Raw genomic sequence first — 14,772 nt, forward strand, 5'->3', positions numbered from 1 at the left:
TGGAATTGCCTAAACTTATAGTGACAACTATAAAGGAGAGGGGAACTTTGAGTACCACAACATCCATAAAAGAAGAACTTAATGAAAAAAGTGGTTTCCAGATCTGGTGGCGGCTTTTGCGGCCGCATACGCTGACCGCTTCCTTCATTCCGGTATTTGTAGGAACAATGTTCGCGCTTACCAGTCATGAAATAAATCTATTATTATTTTTTGCTATGCTGCTGGCCTCCATCCTGATCCAATCAGCGACAAACATGTTCAATGAATATTACGATTTCGTCCGCGGACTGGACAATGAGCAATCGGTCGGTATCGGCGGAACAATTGTCCGAGATGGCATTGCCCCTAAAAAAGTGTTGGGATTGGCCCTTTCATTTTTCGGGATTGCCATACTGCTCGGTGTGTACATCTGCATGGTATCAAGCTGGTGGATTGCTGTGATTGGTTTAATCTGCATGCTTTTTGGTTATTTGTATACAGGCGGACCGTTTCCAATTGCTTATACACCATTTGGTGAACTGTTTTCCGGTTTCTTTATGGGAACGGTCATTATTGGCATCAGTTATTATATTCAAACAGAAGTATTGACAACATCAGTCATTTGGATGTCCGTCCCGGTTGCTATTTTGATTGGCGCCATCATGCTGTCCAATAACATACGTGATCTGGATGGCGATAAGGAAAATGGACGGAAAACGGTGGCTATCCTCCTAGGCAGAAAAAATGCTGTACGATTCCTGGCAGCAATGTTTATCATCGCCTATTTATTAACCGCAACATATATTTTTACAGGCGTTTTGCCAATATGGTCCGTGCTGGCATTTTTAAGCATCATAAAAGCTATGGATGTCATCAGGAAATTCCGGGGCAAAACAAAGCCTTTGGAAATGATGCCTGCCATGGCTGCAACGGGCAAGACCAACACATTATACGGATTGCTGCTTGGCGTTTCACTTTTGGTCAGCAATTTTTTCTGATTGAAGGAGATGACAATGATTGAACTTTGCAAACACATTAATGGAAACACTCGGGATTGAAGCCGTATCACTTGAAAAGGATCAGGTGATCATGAACATGCCGGTTGATCACCGTACACATCAGCTAGTGGGTTTTTTGCACGGCGGCGCAAACGTCGCTTTGGCAGAAACAGCTGCCAGTATTGGCGCATTTTTGAACGTCGATCAGGAAAACTTCATTGTATTTGGCATGGAAATTAACGCGAATCACATCAAAAGCAAGCCAGAAGGCATTGTGACCGCCACGGCAGACCCGATTCACAAAGGCAAAACGACCATGGTATGGAATATCAGCATAACGGATGAATATGATAACCTCATATGTACATCTCGCTGTACAATTGGCATTGTTCCCAAAAACAGAAAGGAGTAATTCCAGTGTTAAATGAGGAAAAACAAAAGCATTTTAAAAACATGCTGCTTAAAATGAAAAAGGATTTGGAATCGAAAATAGAGACAGAAGGAAAATCGAATCCAAACGATGCGACCGGCGAGCTGGCCGATTATGATAACCATCCGGGCGATATGGGGACTGAACAATTCGAACAAGAGAAAGAGGCTGGACTGGACAGAGTCAGATCCGATCAGCTTGAAGAAGTTGATGCTGCACTTGAACGCATTGAGAACGGCACATTTGGAATAAGCGAAAAATCGGGAAAACCAATACCGGAAGAGCGGCTTGAAGCAGAACCAACAGCAAGGTACCGCGTTGACGAACAATAACGAAATGACTGTCTTAATAGGCAGTCATTTGTTTTTTTAAGGTTGATGGATTGGTTTAGCTGTTGATGCTTCTCTTTTTCTATTCTATTGATATCCTTGCTCTTCTGTTGATACTCCTCTCCTTCTGCTGATATCTTCGCTCTTCCACCGATACTCCTCATCTTCTGCAGATGCTCCGAACATTCTAATGCCGGGTTCACCATCTAATCATAAAAAAGGAGCGCCTTAATTCCTAAGACACTCTTTTTTAAAGCTATGCAGCCAGATTCGTTTGTTTTTGCTCAATCCATGTTTTCATTTTAATAAACAATGGGACAAACAATGCTCCAATGACAACGCCTTTGATAAGGTTGAATGGCAGTATACCGGCCATTACTGCAACCCATTTTGCAGTAGCACCAGCCATTTCAGGCGCCCCGATAAACCATGCGTATGCCGGCAATATCACAAAGTAGTTGAGCACACTCATACCAAAGGCCATAATGATTGTTCCGCTTACCAGACCGGAAATAACGCTTTTCGTCCCTTTATACCTGTGGTAAAGAAAGGCTACAGGCACAACAAACATGACACCGGCAAGAAAATTCGAAGCTACGCCAATCGGATCGCCTGCACCTGAAACAATCAGATACAGCAGATTTTTGATTCCTTCTACAACGACCCCGGCTATTGGTGAAAAAATCAGTGCTGCGATCAATGCCGGTACTTCACTGAAATCAATCTTTAAATATGGCGGCAGAAAAGGCAATGGAAAGTTCAAGAAAAATAATACGAGTGAAATGGTCCCCAATAATGCCAAAATAATAAGTTTCAGCAGACTTGTTGATTGAATGTTTTTTTGCAAGATTAAATCCTCCCCCATCCTGATCGATTCCCATCTTTGTTGATGAAGGATAAGCCCTCTTCTTTGGCGGGTTGCCGCAAGCCGAATTAACATACCTTATTTGGCCGGGCATTTCACCACTGCCAATATAAAAACCCTAAAACCTATTCGGGGCTTTAGGGTATCATTTAACAGAAAATATCAAGGTACAGAACTGCACCAATTTCTCGGCTTGTCATCTTCTCCCATCCAGACTGTAACTGTCGGTTCCGGACTTGCACCGGATCCACCGCTGTACCTTGATAAAGCGGGTCACGGACTTGAAGCACTTAATGATGCTCCTTACCGTCGGTCGGGAATTGCACCCTGCCCCGAAGATGTAGAATCGATATGTTATTTTAAATGTATTATACAATGAGATGATGCATTTGAAAAGAGAAATGTTTCGATTTCTTGATTTATTTTTTAAAAAATATACACACCGCCAGAATCATCATCGAAATCCTTATCTATTGCCAGCCCCTAGTAGCACTTATGCCGTAAGAATGTATTTTCTTCACTGCTAAAAAATCCCCGGAATGCACCATTGGGCACTCCGGGGATTTTACTTATGCAGATCCCAAATTATTCACCGTCAGTATTTATGAATAATTTGCCATCAGCCGTTTTGCGAGTTTCATTGTCAAAATCATCGACAACTTTCACTTCAATGACGGCACCTTCTGCTACAACATCCTTTGTTGCTGTCCAGTAGCCCACATAATGGCCTTCTGAAGTCTCCATCATCGGCAACTCAGTCGCATTATCAGCCTGAGAAGTTGAATTTGTCAGTGGCATATGGATAAAGAATGTTGCATCCTGTCCCGGCTCACTGTCAAATTCAATCCGTACACTTTCACCTGCTTCCAGGTTCTTATCTTCAGTCGGCAGCAGGTTATCGATTGTTGGTGCAACAAAATCGACATCAATCATAACTGATTCTGCTGCTGTATTTCCTGCCAGATCTGCTGCAGAAACTTCGATTTTATTTTCGCCATTGTCAAGCAGGATCCGCTGTGAATAGGAACCATCGTCAGCTACATTAGTTTCCCGACCATTGACTTCAACCGTGTCAAGGTTTGCATCTTCAACTGTCCCTTCGACTGTTACAGTTTCACGATTTGTTTTATCCCCATCTTGCGGACTGTCGATCGTTATCTCAGGGCTGGCTGTATCCAATGTTACGCTAACGGGCTCTGATTCACCTGTTTGCGCTCCGTCCAGCATTGATACTGCCTTCAGTTCATTTTTGCCCTCAGTAAGCTCTGCCGGGATTTCAAATTCACCACTGTCACCGACCTCGGCTGCAGCAGCTTCTTCACCGTTATTCAGCAATTGGATGGTTGTAGTTGGTGAAGCCGTTCCTTCAATCGTAATCTCCGAGTCGTTCGTGATCAGTCCGGCTTCCGGTGCAGTAATAACCGGTGCTTCCACTTCATAGCTGACACGTGAGCGGATCATATAGTTCCCTTCAGCAGCCGGTGACTGTGACCATGTACCGCTGACCTGCTGGTAACTGCGGCCGGCATTTGTACTGCTTTCATCGGTTGCAAGCCCTGGCACGTTCGGGTTATTGCCTGTTTGAACGTAGACCATATAGAAATCGCCATCTACTGTGATGTTATGCTCGCTCAAGTCAACAACAGTCCACTCCTCAAGATCTCTGATTGCTTCAGCTTCGACAGGGCCCGCGATTTTCTCACCAGGCATGCCGTCTGTGCCGGATGCATCCCATACTTCAACAGCGAACTCGGTGCCGCCCGGGCTCGGCCAGTCAGTGCCATGGAATTGGAAAACACCGTCTGTCACGACTGCTGAATCTTCACCCTCAGGAAGAGACATTTTGACTGCCCATTTGTTGCCGGCATCATAATATGCACGTGCATTTTCAGCAGTTCCATCATCATAGCCGACCTCGCCGCCTGGGTACGTGTAGAACGGCTCCAGTTCGATGTCCTGCTCAACATCACCATCAAGCGTCACTTCTATCTCTTTACCGTGGTAATCGGCTGCCATCACTTTTAGGGTATAGGTTCCTTCGTACCCCGTAATCGAATAGTTACCATTTTCATCAGATTCAACCGGTGTCACGTTGGCATCTTCCACGAACAGGACAGTAGCTCCTTCAACCGGTTCACCTGTTTGTTCATCCGTAACGGTTCCAGATACTGTCGCCTGCGGGATTTCATCAAGTGTGAAATCCGCCTGAGCTGTGCCATCGGCCTCAAGCGTAACACTTTGTTCTTTCGACTCGAACCCGTATGACTCAGCTTTCACCGTAAATGTGCCGGCAGCATGCGTCATTGAATATTCACCTGTGGATGGATCAGTCGTGACTGACCGACCGCTTTCCAGCACACTGACTTCAGCACTCATCGGCAACAAGTTAGGATTCACATCTCCCTCTTCTGCAGGTGGATCTTCTTTTTTCGGTAAAGCCGGCTTGATTTTATCTGGATCCACTTTCTCTTTCAATCCTGCTTTTTCATTTGCTTTAATAACGCCTAATCCAAGGCCATTTCCATTGTGAATTCCACTAAACAAGCGGTTATTGCTGCCGTTATTGCCATTCGCTTTACCATTCTTGTTTTTAGAAGCTTTGCTGCTCTGTGATGTATCAGATAAAGCGACGTCATCAATATACCAGCCATCTCGCGTAACACTTACATCACTTGTCACGTTAAAGCCGATATAGATGCGCTGACCGCTGTATTCCGATAAATCAACTTCAGCACTTTCCCATCCGTCTGACTCACCTTCCACTTGCATCAGCTGTGTCCATTCCTCCTGGTCGGTTGAAACAAACACATGACCAAAATCATAGGCACTGCCTGAATCGTATTTTTCAAGGTTATGCCATTGTTCGAACTGCAGATATGCTTCTCCTTCCGGCATATCAATTGGCGGCATAACAAGTGTTGCATTCATGTCACTATCATACTCACCATCAAGGTTGGTTGCATAAACATTCTCACCAGAAGAAGCATTTTCAGGACCGGATGTTGGTGTTCCAAGCTCCCAGCTGTTATTTTCACCAAATGATGTCCAGCCTGCGGGGTTATTTTCAAAGTCCTCCGAATAACCCGTCGAAATGCCTGCCCTCACATCGATAACATACTCTTCGCTCGTCACATCATTGTCACCGAAGTCACGAATAACCCATTTATACGTCAGTGAATCTTCAGTAATTTCCTCACCCGGGATAGTGGCAGCATATTCACCTTCTTCAAAATCACCGGATACACGATCAGCTTCAACTGTCTGCCACTCGCCATTCGTATCCTGGTACTGCAATTCCACTGATGCCACGCTGACATTATCACTTGCCTGGACATTCAATTCAAGATTCATTCCAGCATATGTTTCTGCCGGTGCACTATGATCAAAGGCAGGTGCTTCGTTGTCTTCACCCTGCTTCGTCACTTGGCCTTCAATCGTACCAATACCGTCCTGCAGTGCAGAGACAGCGTCATAGGCATTTACCAAGCCGTGTCCAAACCCGTTATTCGGGGATTCCGGATACGTATCATTGGTTAATGGAATGGCCGTATCCATCAGGACTTGCTCCATCTCATCAACGCTAATACTGCTGTCGACCTGGCGAAGCAATGCAGCTACCCCAGCTACAGCAGGTCCTGCCATCGATGTTCCGCTCATAGCGCCATACCCGTCACCCGGTAATGAGGAGCGAATACCTACTCCGGGAGCAGAAATATCCGGTTTAATTTCATCATATGGTGAAGGGCCTTCCAATGAAAAGTCGGCTAAATTGTCGTCACTGTCTGTCGCACCTGTTGCGAATGATTCCGGATAGTTTGCCGGTGTAGCAACAGACCCTGGTCCGCCTGGATTACCAAGACCAGTATTACCAGCCGAAAACTCAGGGAATATTTCCGCAGCCCGCCAATTAATGACAACATCGCGATACCATTCATCAAGACCTGGTCCGCCGCCCCACGAGTTGTTGACTACATCCGGAGCAAGATCGGCACGGGCATTTCCTTCCGAATCTGTCGGTGCTAAAATCCATTCAGCAGCTTCCAGGAGGTCTGCATCTGTACCACCCGCCGCTGTAAAAGCCTTAACCGAAATAAATTCGGCACCCGGTGCAACACCTACCTGGTTGGAGCCGTCCGTTTCACTGCCAACCATCGTGCCAGTTACGTGCGTCCCGTGTCCCAGGTCATCATACGGCTCTGATTCACCGGCAGTCGCATCAAACCAATTAAAATCATGATCGACTTCATTATTTGCTGCATCATACCCGCGATAATTTTCCTTGAGTGCCGGATGGTCCCATTGAACACCCGTATCAATGCTCGCAACGACCGTTCCTGAACCATCGATGCCCATCTCCCATGTTTCGGGTGCGTTGACGCGCTCCACATTCCATTCAACATTAGCAATCTCGGATTCTGGTGTTTTGGCATCTTTTGTCTCAGGTTTAAATAGTGTCCGTGTTTCGTTCGGCAAAATCTTCTCAACTTCTTCAAAACCGGCTATTTTTTCAGCAACTTCTTTCGTTGCTGTCACAGCCATGCCATTGACAATGTGATAGGAATGGATATTCTTTGCATTGCCTTTATCAGCTTCTTTTTGCAGGAATGATTTGACATGCTGCTGTGATTCCAATGCGGTCGATTTCAGTTCAGAAATGACAGCTGAGCGCTGCACGAATTCTGTTTTTTGTGTAGTCAAGTCAGCAGATTCAGCATTTTTTCTGGCTTCTTCCGCTACCTTCATGGAATCCGCCTTTTCCTTAAACTTGACTAAAAATGTCACTTTATCATTGTCTTTGAACTGCTTCTGAAGTCGTTCATTCACCTTATTAGCAGCAATTTCCTGGGAGTCTTTGAATGCTTCATGCGGCTTGTTGTTATTCTCGGCAGATTCGGCAAGGGCCGTTCCCGGGGCCATCAATGAAAAGATCATCAGCATGGACGCTACAATACTAAAAGCTCTCGTCTGACGCTTTTTCCTCGGCACACTTATTCCTCCCCTTTAATTTTTTATGGAGGCTGTTTTCCTGACGGTTGTCGATGTTTAAATTTCGAATCCGAGCAAAAACAGCCTTTATAAAACAATAATCTGCAAGCCGCCCTCCTTTCTGAGATAAAGTGAATGTGTTCGTCACTGATGCCTTCATCGGGCAAAGAATCTATGCTGTTAATGTCACTATAATAGATTTAAAAGGAAATTTGTGTCACATTATGTCGAATTAAATCTGAATTTTCGGAATTGATAGTAAAGTATTGCTTGGATCTTTGGTTACCATCGACAAAAGTACCAAATTTTGTAACATATATTTTTTCACAATCATCCGAAAACCTTTATATAACAGTACTTATAATATTACAGGTTCATTTCACCCATCGGCACTTTTTGTAATACAGGCAAAAAAAATAGCTAAATCGTCCTGTAACAGGTTAACTGAATATATATTCAGTTAAATCTTTCTTAAATTACCAGTAATTCATGCCTATTTATGGCAAAAAAATTTAGATTTTGGGTATAAAAACCTAGAAATAATCTGGTTAACACAGGTACTTACAGACTAAAAAGCCTCAAACCCGGATTTGGTTTGAGGCCGCCATATGTTTTATTTAATCGAGCGGGTTCAGGCTTTCTTCTCCCGAGAGGCTGCTTAACATCGTTACCAGCAACTCTATTTCTTCATCAATATCTTTCAGGCTGGATGTTTCAACCGGGGAGTGCATGTACCTTAACGGAAGCGATACAAGTGATACGGGCACACCTGCCCCGGTTAGCCGCATGCGGTCTGCATCTGTTCCGGTCATCCGTGGAGTCAGTTCATACTGCACTTTCATATTTAATTGACGGGCGGTTTTTTCCAGTAATTGATTGATCTTTATATTAACCGGTGCACCTTTTGCCAGTACCGGACCACCGTCAAGCCTGACGTCACCATGCTTGTTTTTATTAACGGCAGGATAGTCTGTTGCAAATGTAACATCACAGGCAATCGCCATGGTCGGTTCCTGACCTGCTGCTGCAAAATAAGCGCCGCCCATATTTGTTTCTTCATTAACAGTACTTGCTGCATAAACGCCGACATTGCAGCCTTTTTCAGAAAGCTGCTTCAAGACTTCGGCGACAATGAACGCCCCTGTCCGGTTGTCAAGACCACGACCGGACACATAACGATCCATCATTACTTCCGGATCCGTTTTATAAACAGCAAGATCCCCTATCTGCACATGTTTTTCGGCTTCCTCTTTTGTTTTATAGCCGCAGTCAATGAACAAATCTTCCAAATCAAAATCATCTTTCAGACCACCATGATGCTGGGCATTAACACCAATCACACCCGTTGCCTGATTGTTGAACCCGAGTATTGTAACCTTCATGCCAACTGCTGCTTTCGGGTTGATGCCGCCCATTTTCTCAAAATGCAAAAATCCGGTATCATCAATGCGGTTTATGACAAGGGCGATCTCGTCACAATGACCCGCGAGCAGCACTTTGAATGGTGCATCAGGATTCAGCACACCAATGGCATTTCCTGCATTGTCTGTTCTGATTTCATCTGCAAAGTCTTTAACATAATCGATCCATTTTTTCTGAATCACCATCTCCCTGCTGGAAGGCGAGGGCGTATTTAAAAGCTCCATCAAAAATTGCCTGTTTCCCTGTTCCATGGTAAATACCTCCTTATAAAGTCTTCATTCAACGGGACGATTTCCGCAGAATGTTAGTTCAACAGAATCGAGCATAACCATGTCAATCATAGCAGATTTGAAAAAGCATGGACAGAGTGACTGACACTTTGTCCTACCTCTCAAACACAACACACATCGTTAAACAAAGCAATTTTGTTTACGGGGTTTCGGTATTTGGGTACACTTTACTAAAAAGTATAAAAGGAGTGAATATCTCTATGGACTTGAATCAATGGTTTGAAAAAGGAATAGATCCTGATGCGTACATTGAATCCATGGATGAAAACAAAGAAAATCTGCTACATATATATGATAACTTTACACCGCCCGAAAATGAAGACTTTATACAGCAGCTGGCGAAAAAAGACTTGCGCGTTATCGTTCTGACAGAAGATTGGTGCGGTGATGCCATGCTGAACATTCCTATATTGCTTCATATGTCGGAACAGGCGGATATGCCGGTTAAGTTTTTGCTGCGCGATCAAAACCTTGAATTAATGGATCAGTATCTGACCAATGGCAAATCGCGTTCCATTCCCATTTTCATTTTTATTGATAAAGATGGAAATGAGGTTGCCAGATGGGGACCAAGAACCGGGAAAATACAACAATTTGTAGATGAATCAACCAAAAAACTGCCATCCAAAGGGGAGGAAGACTACAAAGCAAAAGCAAAACAAATGTACCTTTTCATGTCAAAAACGTTCAGGGATAATACGGATTTCTGGCAGGATGTTTATGCAAGCATAAAGTCAACTATTGAAGCTAACAGCGACCTTTAGACAGCGAGTGCGTATAAGTGGTTACCCCCTTTGCCAATACTAATTATATGAAATTTGTTATACAGGCTGTTCAAAAAGTTCAGTAAAAATGACACATCTTTTATCGCTTTTTTGAACACAAACTTATAGGCAAAGGTGACAAACATGAATCTCGAATCGTTTAAACATGTCTTTTATCGGATGCCGATGGCTGTCAGGCTCCTGCTTTCCGTACTTGTCATCATGCTGTTTTTTGGGGCAGTCATCCATCTGATAGAACCTCATGAATTCCCGTCAGTTTTTGATGGGGTATGGTGGGCTTTTGTTACAGGGGCTACAATTGGCTACGGAGATTATGTCCCGTTGACAGTTACAGGCAGAGTTGTTGGCATTTTACTCATTCTTTCCGGCGGCGGAATGCTGACCTTTTATATCACAACGCTGGCAGCATCAACGATTAATCATGAAAGTGATTTATCACAGGGAAAGGTTTCTTTTCATGGCAATAATCATATCGTTATCATCGGCTGGAATGAACGGACAAGACAACTGATAGATATGATTGCGAAAAAAGATATCAAACAGGAAATTGTAATGATTGACCGCACACTCAATAAGCTCCCATATCGGCATTTTCCGGTTCATTTCATCCATGGTGACCCGAGCGAGGATGCCGTACTGGTCCAGGCAAACATTGACAAAGCGAATTCTGTCCTTATAAGTTCCGATATTATTGAAAATGAGCGTAAAGCCGATATAGATACCATCCTGACAACCATTGCCGTTCGCGGAAATAATCAGGACATACCAATCAATGCTGAAATCCTGACCATCAGCCAGGTCGAAAATGCTATTCGTGCCGGTGCTGATACCGTCATCAGCTCCAATGATTTTATGAGCACATTGTTTTACCATGAGCTATTTCATAAAAAACACACACGTCCGTTCGAAACTGTCCTGAATCTTTTGAACGAGCAGCAATTTTCCCATATTCCACTTCCTAGTGAACTGGAAGATAGTTCCTACAAAGAAGCCGTCACTTTCTTTTTGGATAACCATGAGCTGCTGCTTGGTATTATCCGGGATGGTGACTGGATGATGAACCCGTCTCAGGAGATCAGCCTGAACAATGAAGATACACTGATTATTATATCCGCTTGGGAGTAAAATCTGCACCGTTTTTCCCCTTTTCCCTTCTTCCGCCGGGCCTTTCTTTTGGCCGGCTTTTTATTTTTGCCCAGATTCGATAGTTATGCTACAATGTTTTATTGTGTGAAAAGAATCGAAAAAATAATAGGAGTGTTCAGCATGATAGACAATTTTGAAACTGGTCAGATTTTAGAAGGCAAAGTCACCGGAATTCAGTCGTACGGTGCATTTGTCGCCCTGGATGAAGAAACACAGGGATTAGTCCATATTTCCGAGGTGACACACGGATTTGTAAAAGACATCAATGACTACCTGGCAGTCGGCAATGACGTTAAGGTAAAAATATTGAATGTTGATGCAGAAAATAATAAAGTGTCATTATCAATTCGCGCAACCCAGGAACCGCCAAAAAGTCCGGAAAACAACCAAAACAATCGTGCACCTAAACAACAGGACGATGCAAACTCAGGTTTCAATACGCTAAAAGACAAACTCGACGAATGGATCAAACAGTCTGAAGAGCGGGAAGGAAACTTTAAAAAATAGTTATTTGGAGGGAAGCTTTTTTCATTAAAAAATTGTGGAAAAGCTTCTTTTTTTATAGAATGCTTACTCTTGATTCAGATGCTTTACTTCGGGTAAAGTAAAATAGAATGTTGAACGAAGGAGGATATCATGACATATATCAATTTTTCCTATAATAAGGCACTGGATTTTTTTAATCAAACAGAACTTGATTATCTTTCAGAATACGTTGAAACTGCACACCATAAACTCCACCAAAAAACCGGTCAGGGGAACGATTTTTTAGGCTGGGTGGATTTGCCGGCAAACTATGACCGGGAAGAATTCAGCCGGATCAAGTCAGCCGCTGAAAAAATCAGAAAAGACTCGGATGTACTGCTCGTCATAGGCATTGGCGGATCATACCTTGGCGCACGAGCGGCAATCGAAATGCTGAATCACTCATTTCAAAACCTGCTTTCCGGTGAGCATCGCGATGCACCGCAAGTATTATTCGCCGGGAACCATCTGAGTTCAACCTATATTAATGAGTTATTCGCCGTTCTTGAACATAAGGATATCTCCATTAACGTTATTTCCAAAAGCGGGACGACAACCGAACCAGCGATAGCTTTCCGCATTTTCCGGAAGTTCCTCGAAGATAAATACGGAAAAGACGAAGCCAAAGAACGAATTTATGCCACAACTGACAAGAAAAAAGGCGCGTTGAAAACCGCTGCCGACAAGGAAGGATACGAAACGTTTGTGATTCCGGATGATGTCGGCGGACGCTATTCGGTCCTGACAGCAGTCGGTCTGCTGCCGATTGCCGTTAGCGGTATACCCATCGACAACATGATGCAAGGCGCAAAAACGGCTATGAATGATCTGGCTGAACCATCGCTTGAGGATAATCCGGCTTATCAATATGCATCTATCCGGAATATTTTATATAACAAAGGCAAGACAATTGAAATGATGATCAATTATGAACCGCTTCTGCAATATTTCAGTGAATGGTGGAAACAGCTTTTCGGCGAGAGTGAAGGAAAAGATCAGAAAGGCATCTTCCCGGCCGCAGCCAACTTTACGACCGACTTGCACTCATTGGGACAGTACATCCAGGACGGGCGGCGCGACCTGTTTGAAACGGTCTTGCATGTTTCCAACCCGAAAAAAGATATGAGGCTGGAAACTGATGATGAGAACGCCGATGGTCTCAATTATCTCGCGGGAAAAACGCTGGATGAAATTAATGATAAAGCCTATCAGGGCACCCTGCTGGCCCATAATGACGGCGGCGTCCCGAATCTTACCGTCGAAGTGCCCGCACTTGATGCTTATACGTTTGGCTACCTCGTTTACTTTTTCGAAAAAGCGTGTGCGATGAGCGGTTATTTGCTGGGTGTTAACCCATTCGACCAGCCCGGTGTTGAAGCTTATAAGAAAAATATGTTTGCCCTCTTAGGCAAGCCCGGTTATGAAGAAGAAAAAGAAAAGTTGGAGAAACGACTGAAATAATCATCAGTGCATCCCACGAAAGGTTAAGCGGATAAGTCTTCCGCTCCAAGAAAAATATCCCAATTTCTTTAATTTTTTTGTCAGATTATGTTTATATTTTTAATGATGGGGTAATACTATAACTGTAAGACTTTCTCGTATTCCCCCTGTAAGCAAGGCGTATAAATGCCTTGCTTTTTTTTTTCGCTGTATTTTAGTACCTGCTGACAGACAACTGCCAAGCTATGCATTATAATGGATTCTAGGTCTTGCTTTTATATTTAATTAACTAGGAGGTCGACAATGGGAACTTTTGAAAAAATTCATAACCGCATGAACACACGGTCGGTTAAATGGGATATGCGCAGTACCATGTTTCAATCCGAGGAAGTGCTGCCGATGTGGGTAGCTGATATGGACTTTAAGGCACCACAGGCAGTTAATGATGCTTTGATTGAACGTGCAAAACACGGGATATACGGATATACGATCATTGATGATGATGTCAAAAATCCGATTATCAATTGGGTCTCCAAACGCCACAATTGGGAAATCGACAAAGATTGGTTATCATTCAGCCCCGGTGTGGTGGCCAGTTTACATATGGCTGTTCAGGCTTTCACTGAACCTGGCGATAATATCCTGGTTCAGACACCCGTCTACACCCCTTTTTACAGTGTGATTGAATCACATGACCGGAACGTTGTGAAAAACCCGCTCCAACAAAAAAATAACTATTATCATATTGACTTTGAAGATTTTGAAGAAAAATTGAAGCAAGGTGTATCAGCTTTCATTCTGTGCTCACCGCATAATCCAATCGGACGTGTCTGGAAAAAAGAAGAACTTCAGGAGATGGCGCGGCTCTGCCTGAAATATGATGTGCTGATTTTATCCGATGAAATCCACGCCGATCTGATATATCCGGGTGAAACACATATTCCGCTCGCTTCTTTGTCGGAGGAAATTGCTGCCAAAACCATTACTTTTATGTCACCGTCAAAAACATTTAACCTGGCCGGACTGCAGGCGTCCTATATCATCACATCTGACAAAGCGACAAGAGAAACATTGAATGCGCAGTTGCTTAAACAAGGCCATAATATGCTTAACACTATGGGAAATACAGCATTGGAAGCCGCCTATCGTTATGGTGAAGAGTGGCTTGATGAACTGCTGGAAGTGTTGCAGGAACATAAAGATTACGTCATTAGCATGCTGGAAGAAAAAACAGATGTATTTTCTGTCACTCGCCCGGAAGGCACTTATCTATTATGGATCGATTGCAGCAAACTGCAGCTCGACAGGGCAGCTTTAAAGAAATTTATGAACGAGGCGGCTAAAGTCGGCCTTAACGCCGGTGCAGATTACGGTGATGAAGGTGAACTGTTTATGCGAATGAACATCGCCTGTCCCCGCGAAACATTGGAAGAAGGCGTCAAACGGCTTATAGATGCGGTCAATAACCGATAGTAAAATTGGAAAAGGGTGATCCAAATATTGTTGGACCACCCTTTTTTAGTATTCTGCAGATACTTTAGCTCATCTGCAGTATTTATATTCTTCTGTCGATATTT

General features: G+C 43.7%; 11 protein-coding genes and 1 riboswitch. Of the genes, 8 read left to right on the forward strand and 3 right to left on the reverse strand.

Annotated elements, in window-relative coordinates; genetic code table 11:
- The first annotated feature begins 47 nt into the window (after positions 1-47).
- Genes VK097_RS09805 through VK097_RS09815 form a run of 3 tightly spaced genes read left to right on the forward strand, consistent with a single transcriptional unit; the run spans position 48 to position 1,739 of the window.
- On the forward strand, positions 48-977 hold the full coding sequence (locus VK097_RS09805) for a 1,4-dihydroxy-2-naphthoate polyprenyltransferase (RefSeq protein WP_324211626.1): 930 nt from the start codon (positions 48-50) through the stop codon (positions 975-977).
- A gap of 40 nt (positions 978-1,017) precedes the next feature.
- Positions 1,018-1,389 (forward strand): hotdog fold thioesterase, encoded by a 372-nt coding sequence (locus tag VK097_RS09810; RefSeq protein WP_324211663.1) that lies wholly within the window; start codon positions 1,018-1,020, stop codon positions 1,387-1,389.
- Positions 1,390-1,394: 5 nt separating this feature from the next.
- Positions 1,395-1,739 carry a TraR/DksA C4-type zinc finger protein gene (locus tag VK097_RS09815; protein ID WP_324211627.1) on the forward strand — a complete coding sequence of 115 codons (345 nt, stop codon included), beginning with the start codon at positions 1,395-1,397 and terminating at the stop codon, positions 1,737-1,739.
- A 253-nt stretch (positions 1,740-1,992) separates the two neighbouring features.
- On the opposite strand, the gene VK097_RS09820 is transcribed toward VK097_RS09815, so the two are convergent.
- From VK097_RS09820 to VK097_RS09830, 3 genes are all read right to left on the reverse strand, one after another.
- Positions 1,993-2,601 carry an ECF transporter S component gene (locus tag VK097_RS09820; RefSeq protein WP_414672174.1) on the reverse strand — a complete coding sequence of 203 codons (609 nt, stop codon included), beginning with the start codon at positions 2,599-2,601 and terminating at the stop codon, positions 1,993-1,995.
- Between the two features lie 194 nt (positions 2,602-2,795).
- Positions 2,796-2,945, reverse strand: a riboswitch (FMN riboswitch).
- A 241-nt stretch (positions 2,946-3,186) separates the two neighbouring features.
- Positions 3,187-7,539 (reverse strand): S8 family serine peptidase, encoded by a 4,353-nt coding sequence (locus VK097_RS09825; RefSeq protein WP_324211664.1) that lies wholly within the window; start codon positions 7,537-7,539, stop codon positions 3,187-3,189.
- A gap of 665 nt (positions 7,540-8,204) precedes the next feature.
- A complete protein-coding gene (locus VK097_RS09830; protein WP_324211629.1) occupies positions 8,205-9,260 on the reverse strand; it encodes a M20/M25/M40 family metallo-hydrolase in 1,056 nt (351 codons plus the stop codon).
- Positions 9,261-9,499: 239 nt separating this feature from the next.
- Between VK097_RS09830 and VK097_RS09835 the strand changes: the two genes are divergently transcribed.
- The 5 genes from VK097_RS09835 to VK097_RS09855 all read left to right on the forward strand — a co-directional run bounded on the left by VK097_RS09835 (position 9,500) and on the right by VK097_RS09855 (position 14,668).
- On the forward strand, positions 9,500-10,063 hold the full coding sequence (locus VK097_RS09835; RefSeq protein ID WP_324211630.1) for a thioredoxin family protein: 564 nt from the start codon (positions 9,500-9,502) through the stop codon (positions 10,061-10,063).
- 144 nt (positions 10,064-10,207) lie between these two features.
- The gene (locus VK097_RS09840; RefSeq protein ID WP_324211631.1) at positions 10,208-11,209 is read left to right on the forward strand and encodes a potassium channel family protein; all 1,002 of its coding nucleotides are present in this window, start codon (positions 10,208-10,210) and stop codon (positions 11,207-11,209) included.
- 141 nt (positions 11,210-11,350) lie between these two features.
- A complete protein-coding gene (gene yugI, locus VK097_RS09845) occupies positions 11,351-11,737 on the forward strand; it encodes a S1 domain-containing post-transcriptional regulator GSP13 (RefSeq protein WP_324211632.1) in 387 nt (128 codons plus the stop codon).
- 129 nt (positions 11,738-11,866) lie between these two features.
- Entirely contained in the window at positions 11,867-13,216 is a 1,350-nt protein-coding gene (locus tag VK097_RS09850; RefSeq protein WP_324211633.1) for a glucose-6-phosphate isomerase, read from the forward strand.
- A gap of 282 nt (positions 13,217-13,498) precedes the next feature.
- Complete coding sequence (locus VK097_RS09855) at positions 13,499-14,668, forward strand: MalY/PatB family protein (protein WP_324211634.1); 1,170 nt, start codon at positions 13,499-13,501, stop codon at positions 14,666-14,668.
- The last annotated feature ends 104 nt before the right edge of the window (positions 14,669-14,772 follow it).

Origin of the sequence: Lentibacillus sp., from assembly GCF_035301675.1 — a bacterium.
Classification (GTDB): Bacteria; Bacillota; Bacilli; order Bacillales; family Amphibacillaceae; genus Lentibacillus.

Excerpts from the sequence above, each read along its gene's own strand:
- VK097_RS09810 (WP_324211663.1), top strand. The coding sequence starts at position 1,018 with ATGGAAACACTCGGGATTGAAGCCGTATCACTTGAAAAGGATCAGGTG.
- VK097_RS09820 (WP_414672174.1), bottom strand. The coding sequence starts at position 2,601 with ATGGGGGAGGATTTAATCTTGCAAAAAAACATTCAATCAACAAGTCTG.
- VK097_RS09825 (WP_324211664.1), bottom strand. The coding sequence starts at position 7,539 with ATGCTGATGATCTTTTCATTGATGGCCCCGGGAACGGCCCTTGCCGAA.
- VK097_RS09830 (WP_324211629.1), bottom strand. The coding sequence starts at position 9,260 with ATGGAACAGGGAAACAGGCAATTTTTGATGGAGCTTTTAAATACGCCC.
- VK097_RS09835 (WP_324211630.1), top strand. The coding sequence starts at position 9,500 with ATGGACTTGAATCAATGGTTTGAAAAAGGAATAGATCCTGATGCGTAC.
- VK097_RS09840 (WP_324211631.1), top strand. The coding sequence starts at position 10,208 with ATGAATCTCGAATCGTTTAAACATGTCTTTTATCGGATGCCGATGGCT.
- yugI (WP_324211632.1), top strand. The coding sequence starts at position 11,351 with ATGATAGACAATTTTGAAACTGGTCAGATTTTAGAAGGCAAAGTCACC.
- VK097_RS09850 (WP_324211633.1), top strand. The coding sequence starts at position 11,867 with ATGACATATATCAATTTTTCCTATAATAAGGCACTGGATTTTTTTAAT.
- VK097_RS09855 (WP_324211634.1), top strand. The coding sequence starts at position 13,499 with ATGGGAACTTTTGAAAAAATTCATAACCGCATGAACACACGGTCGGTT.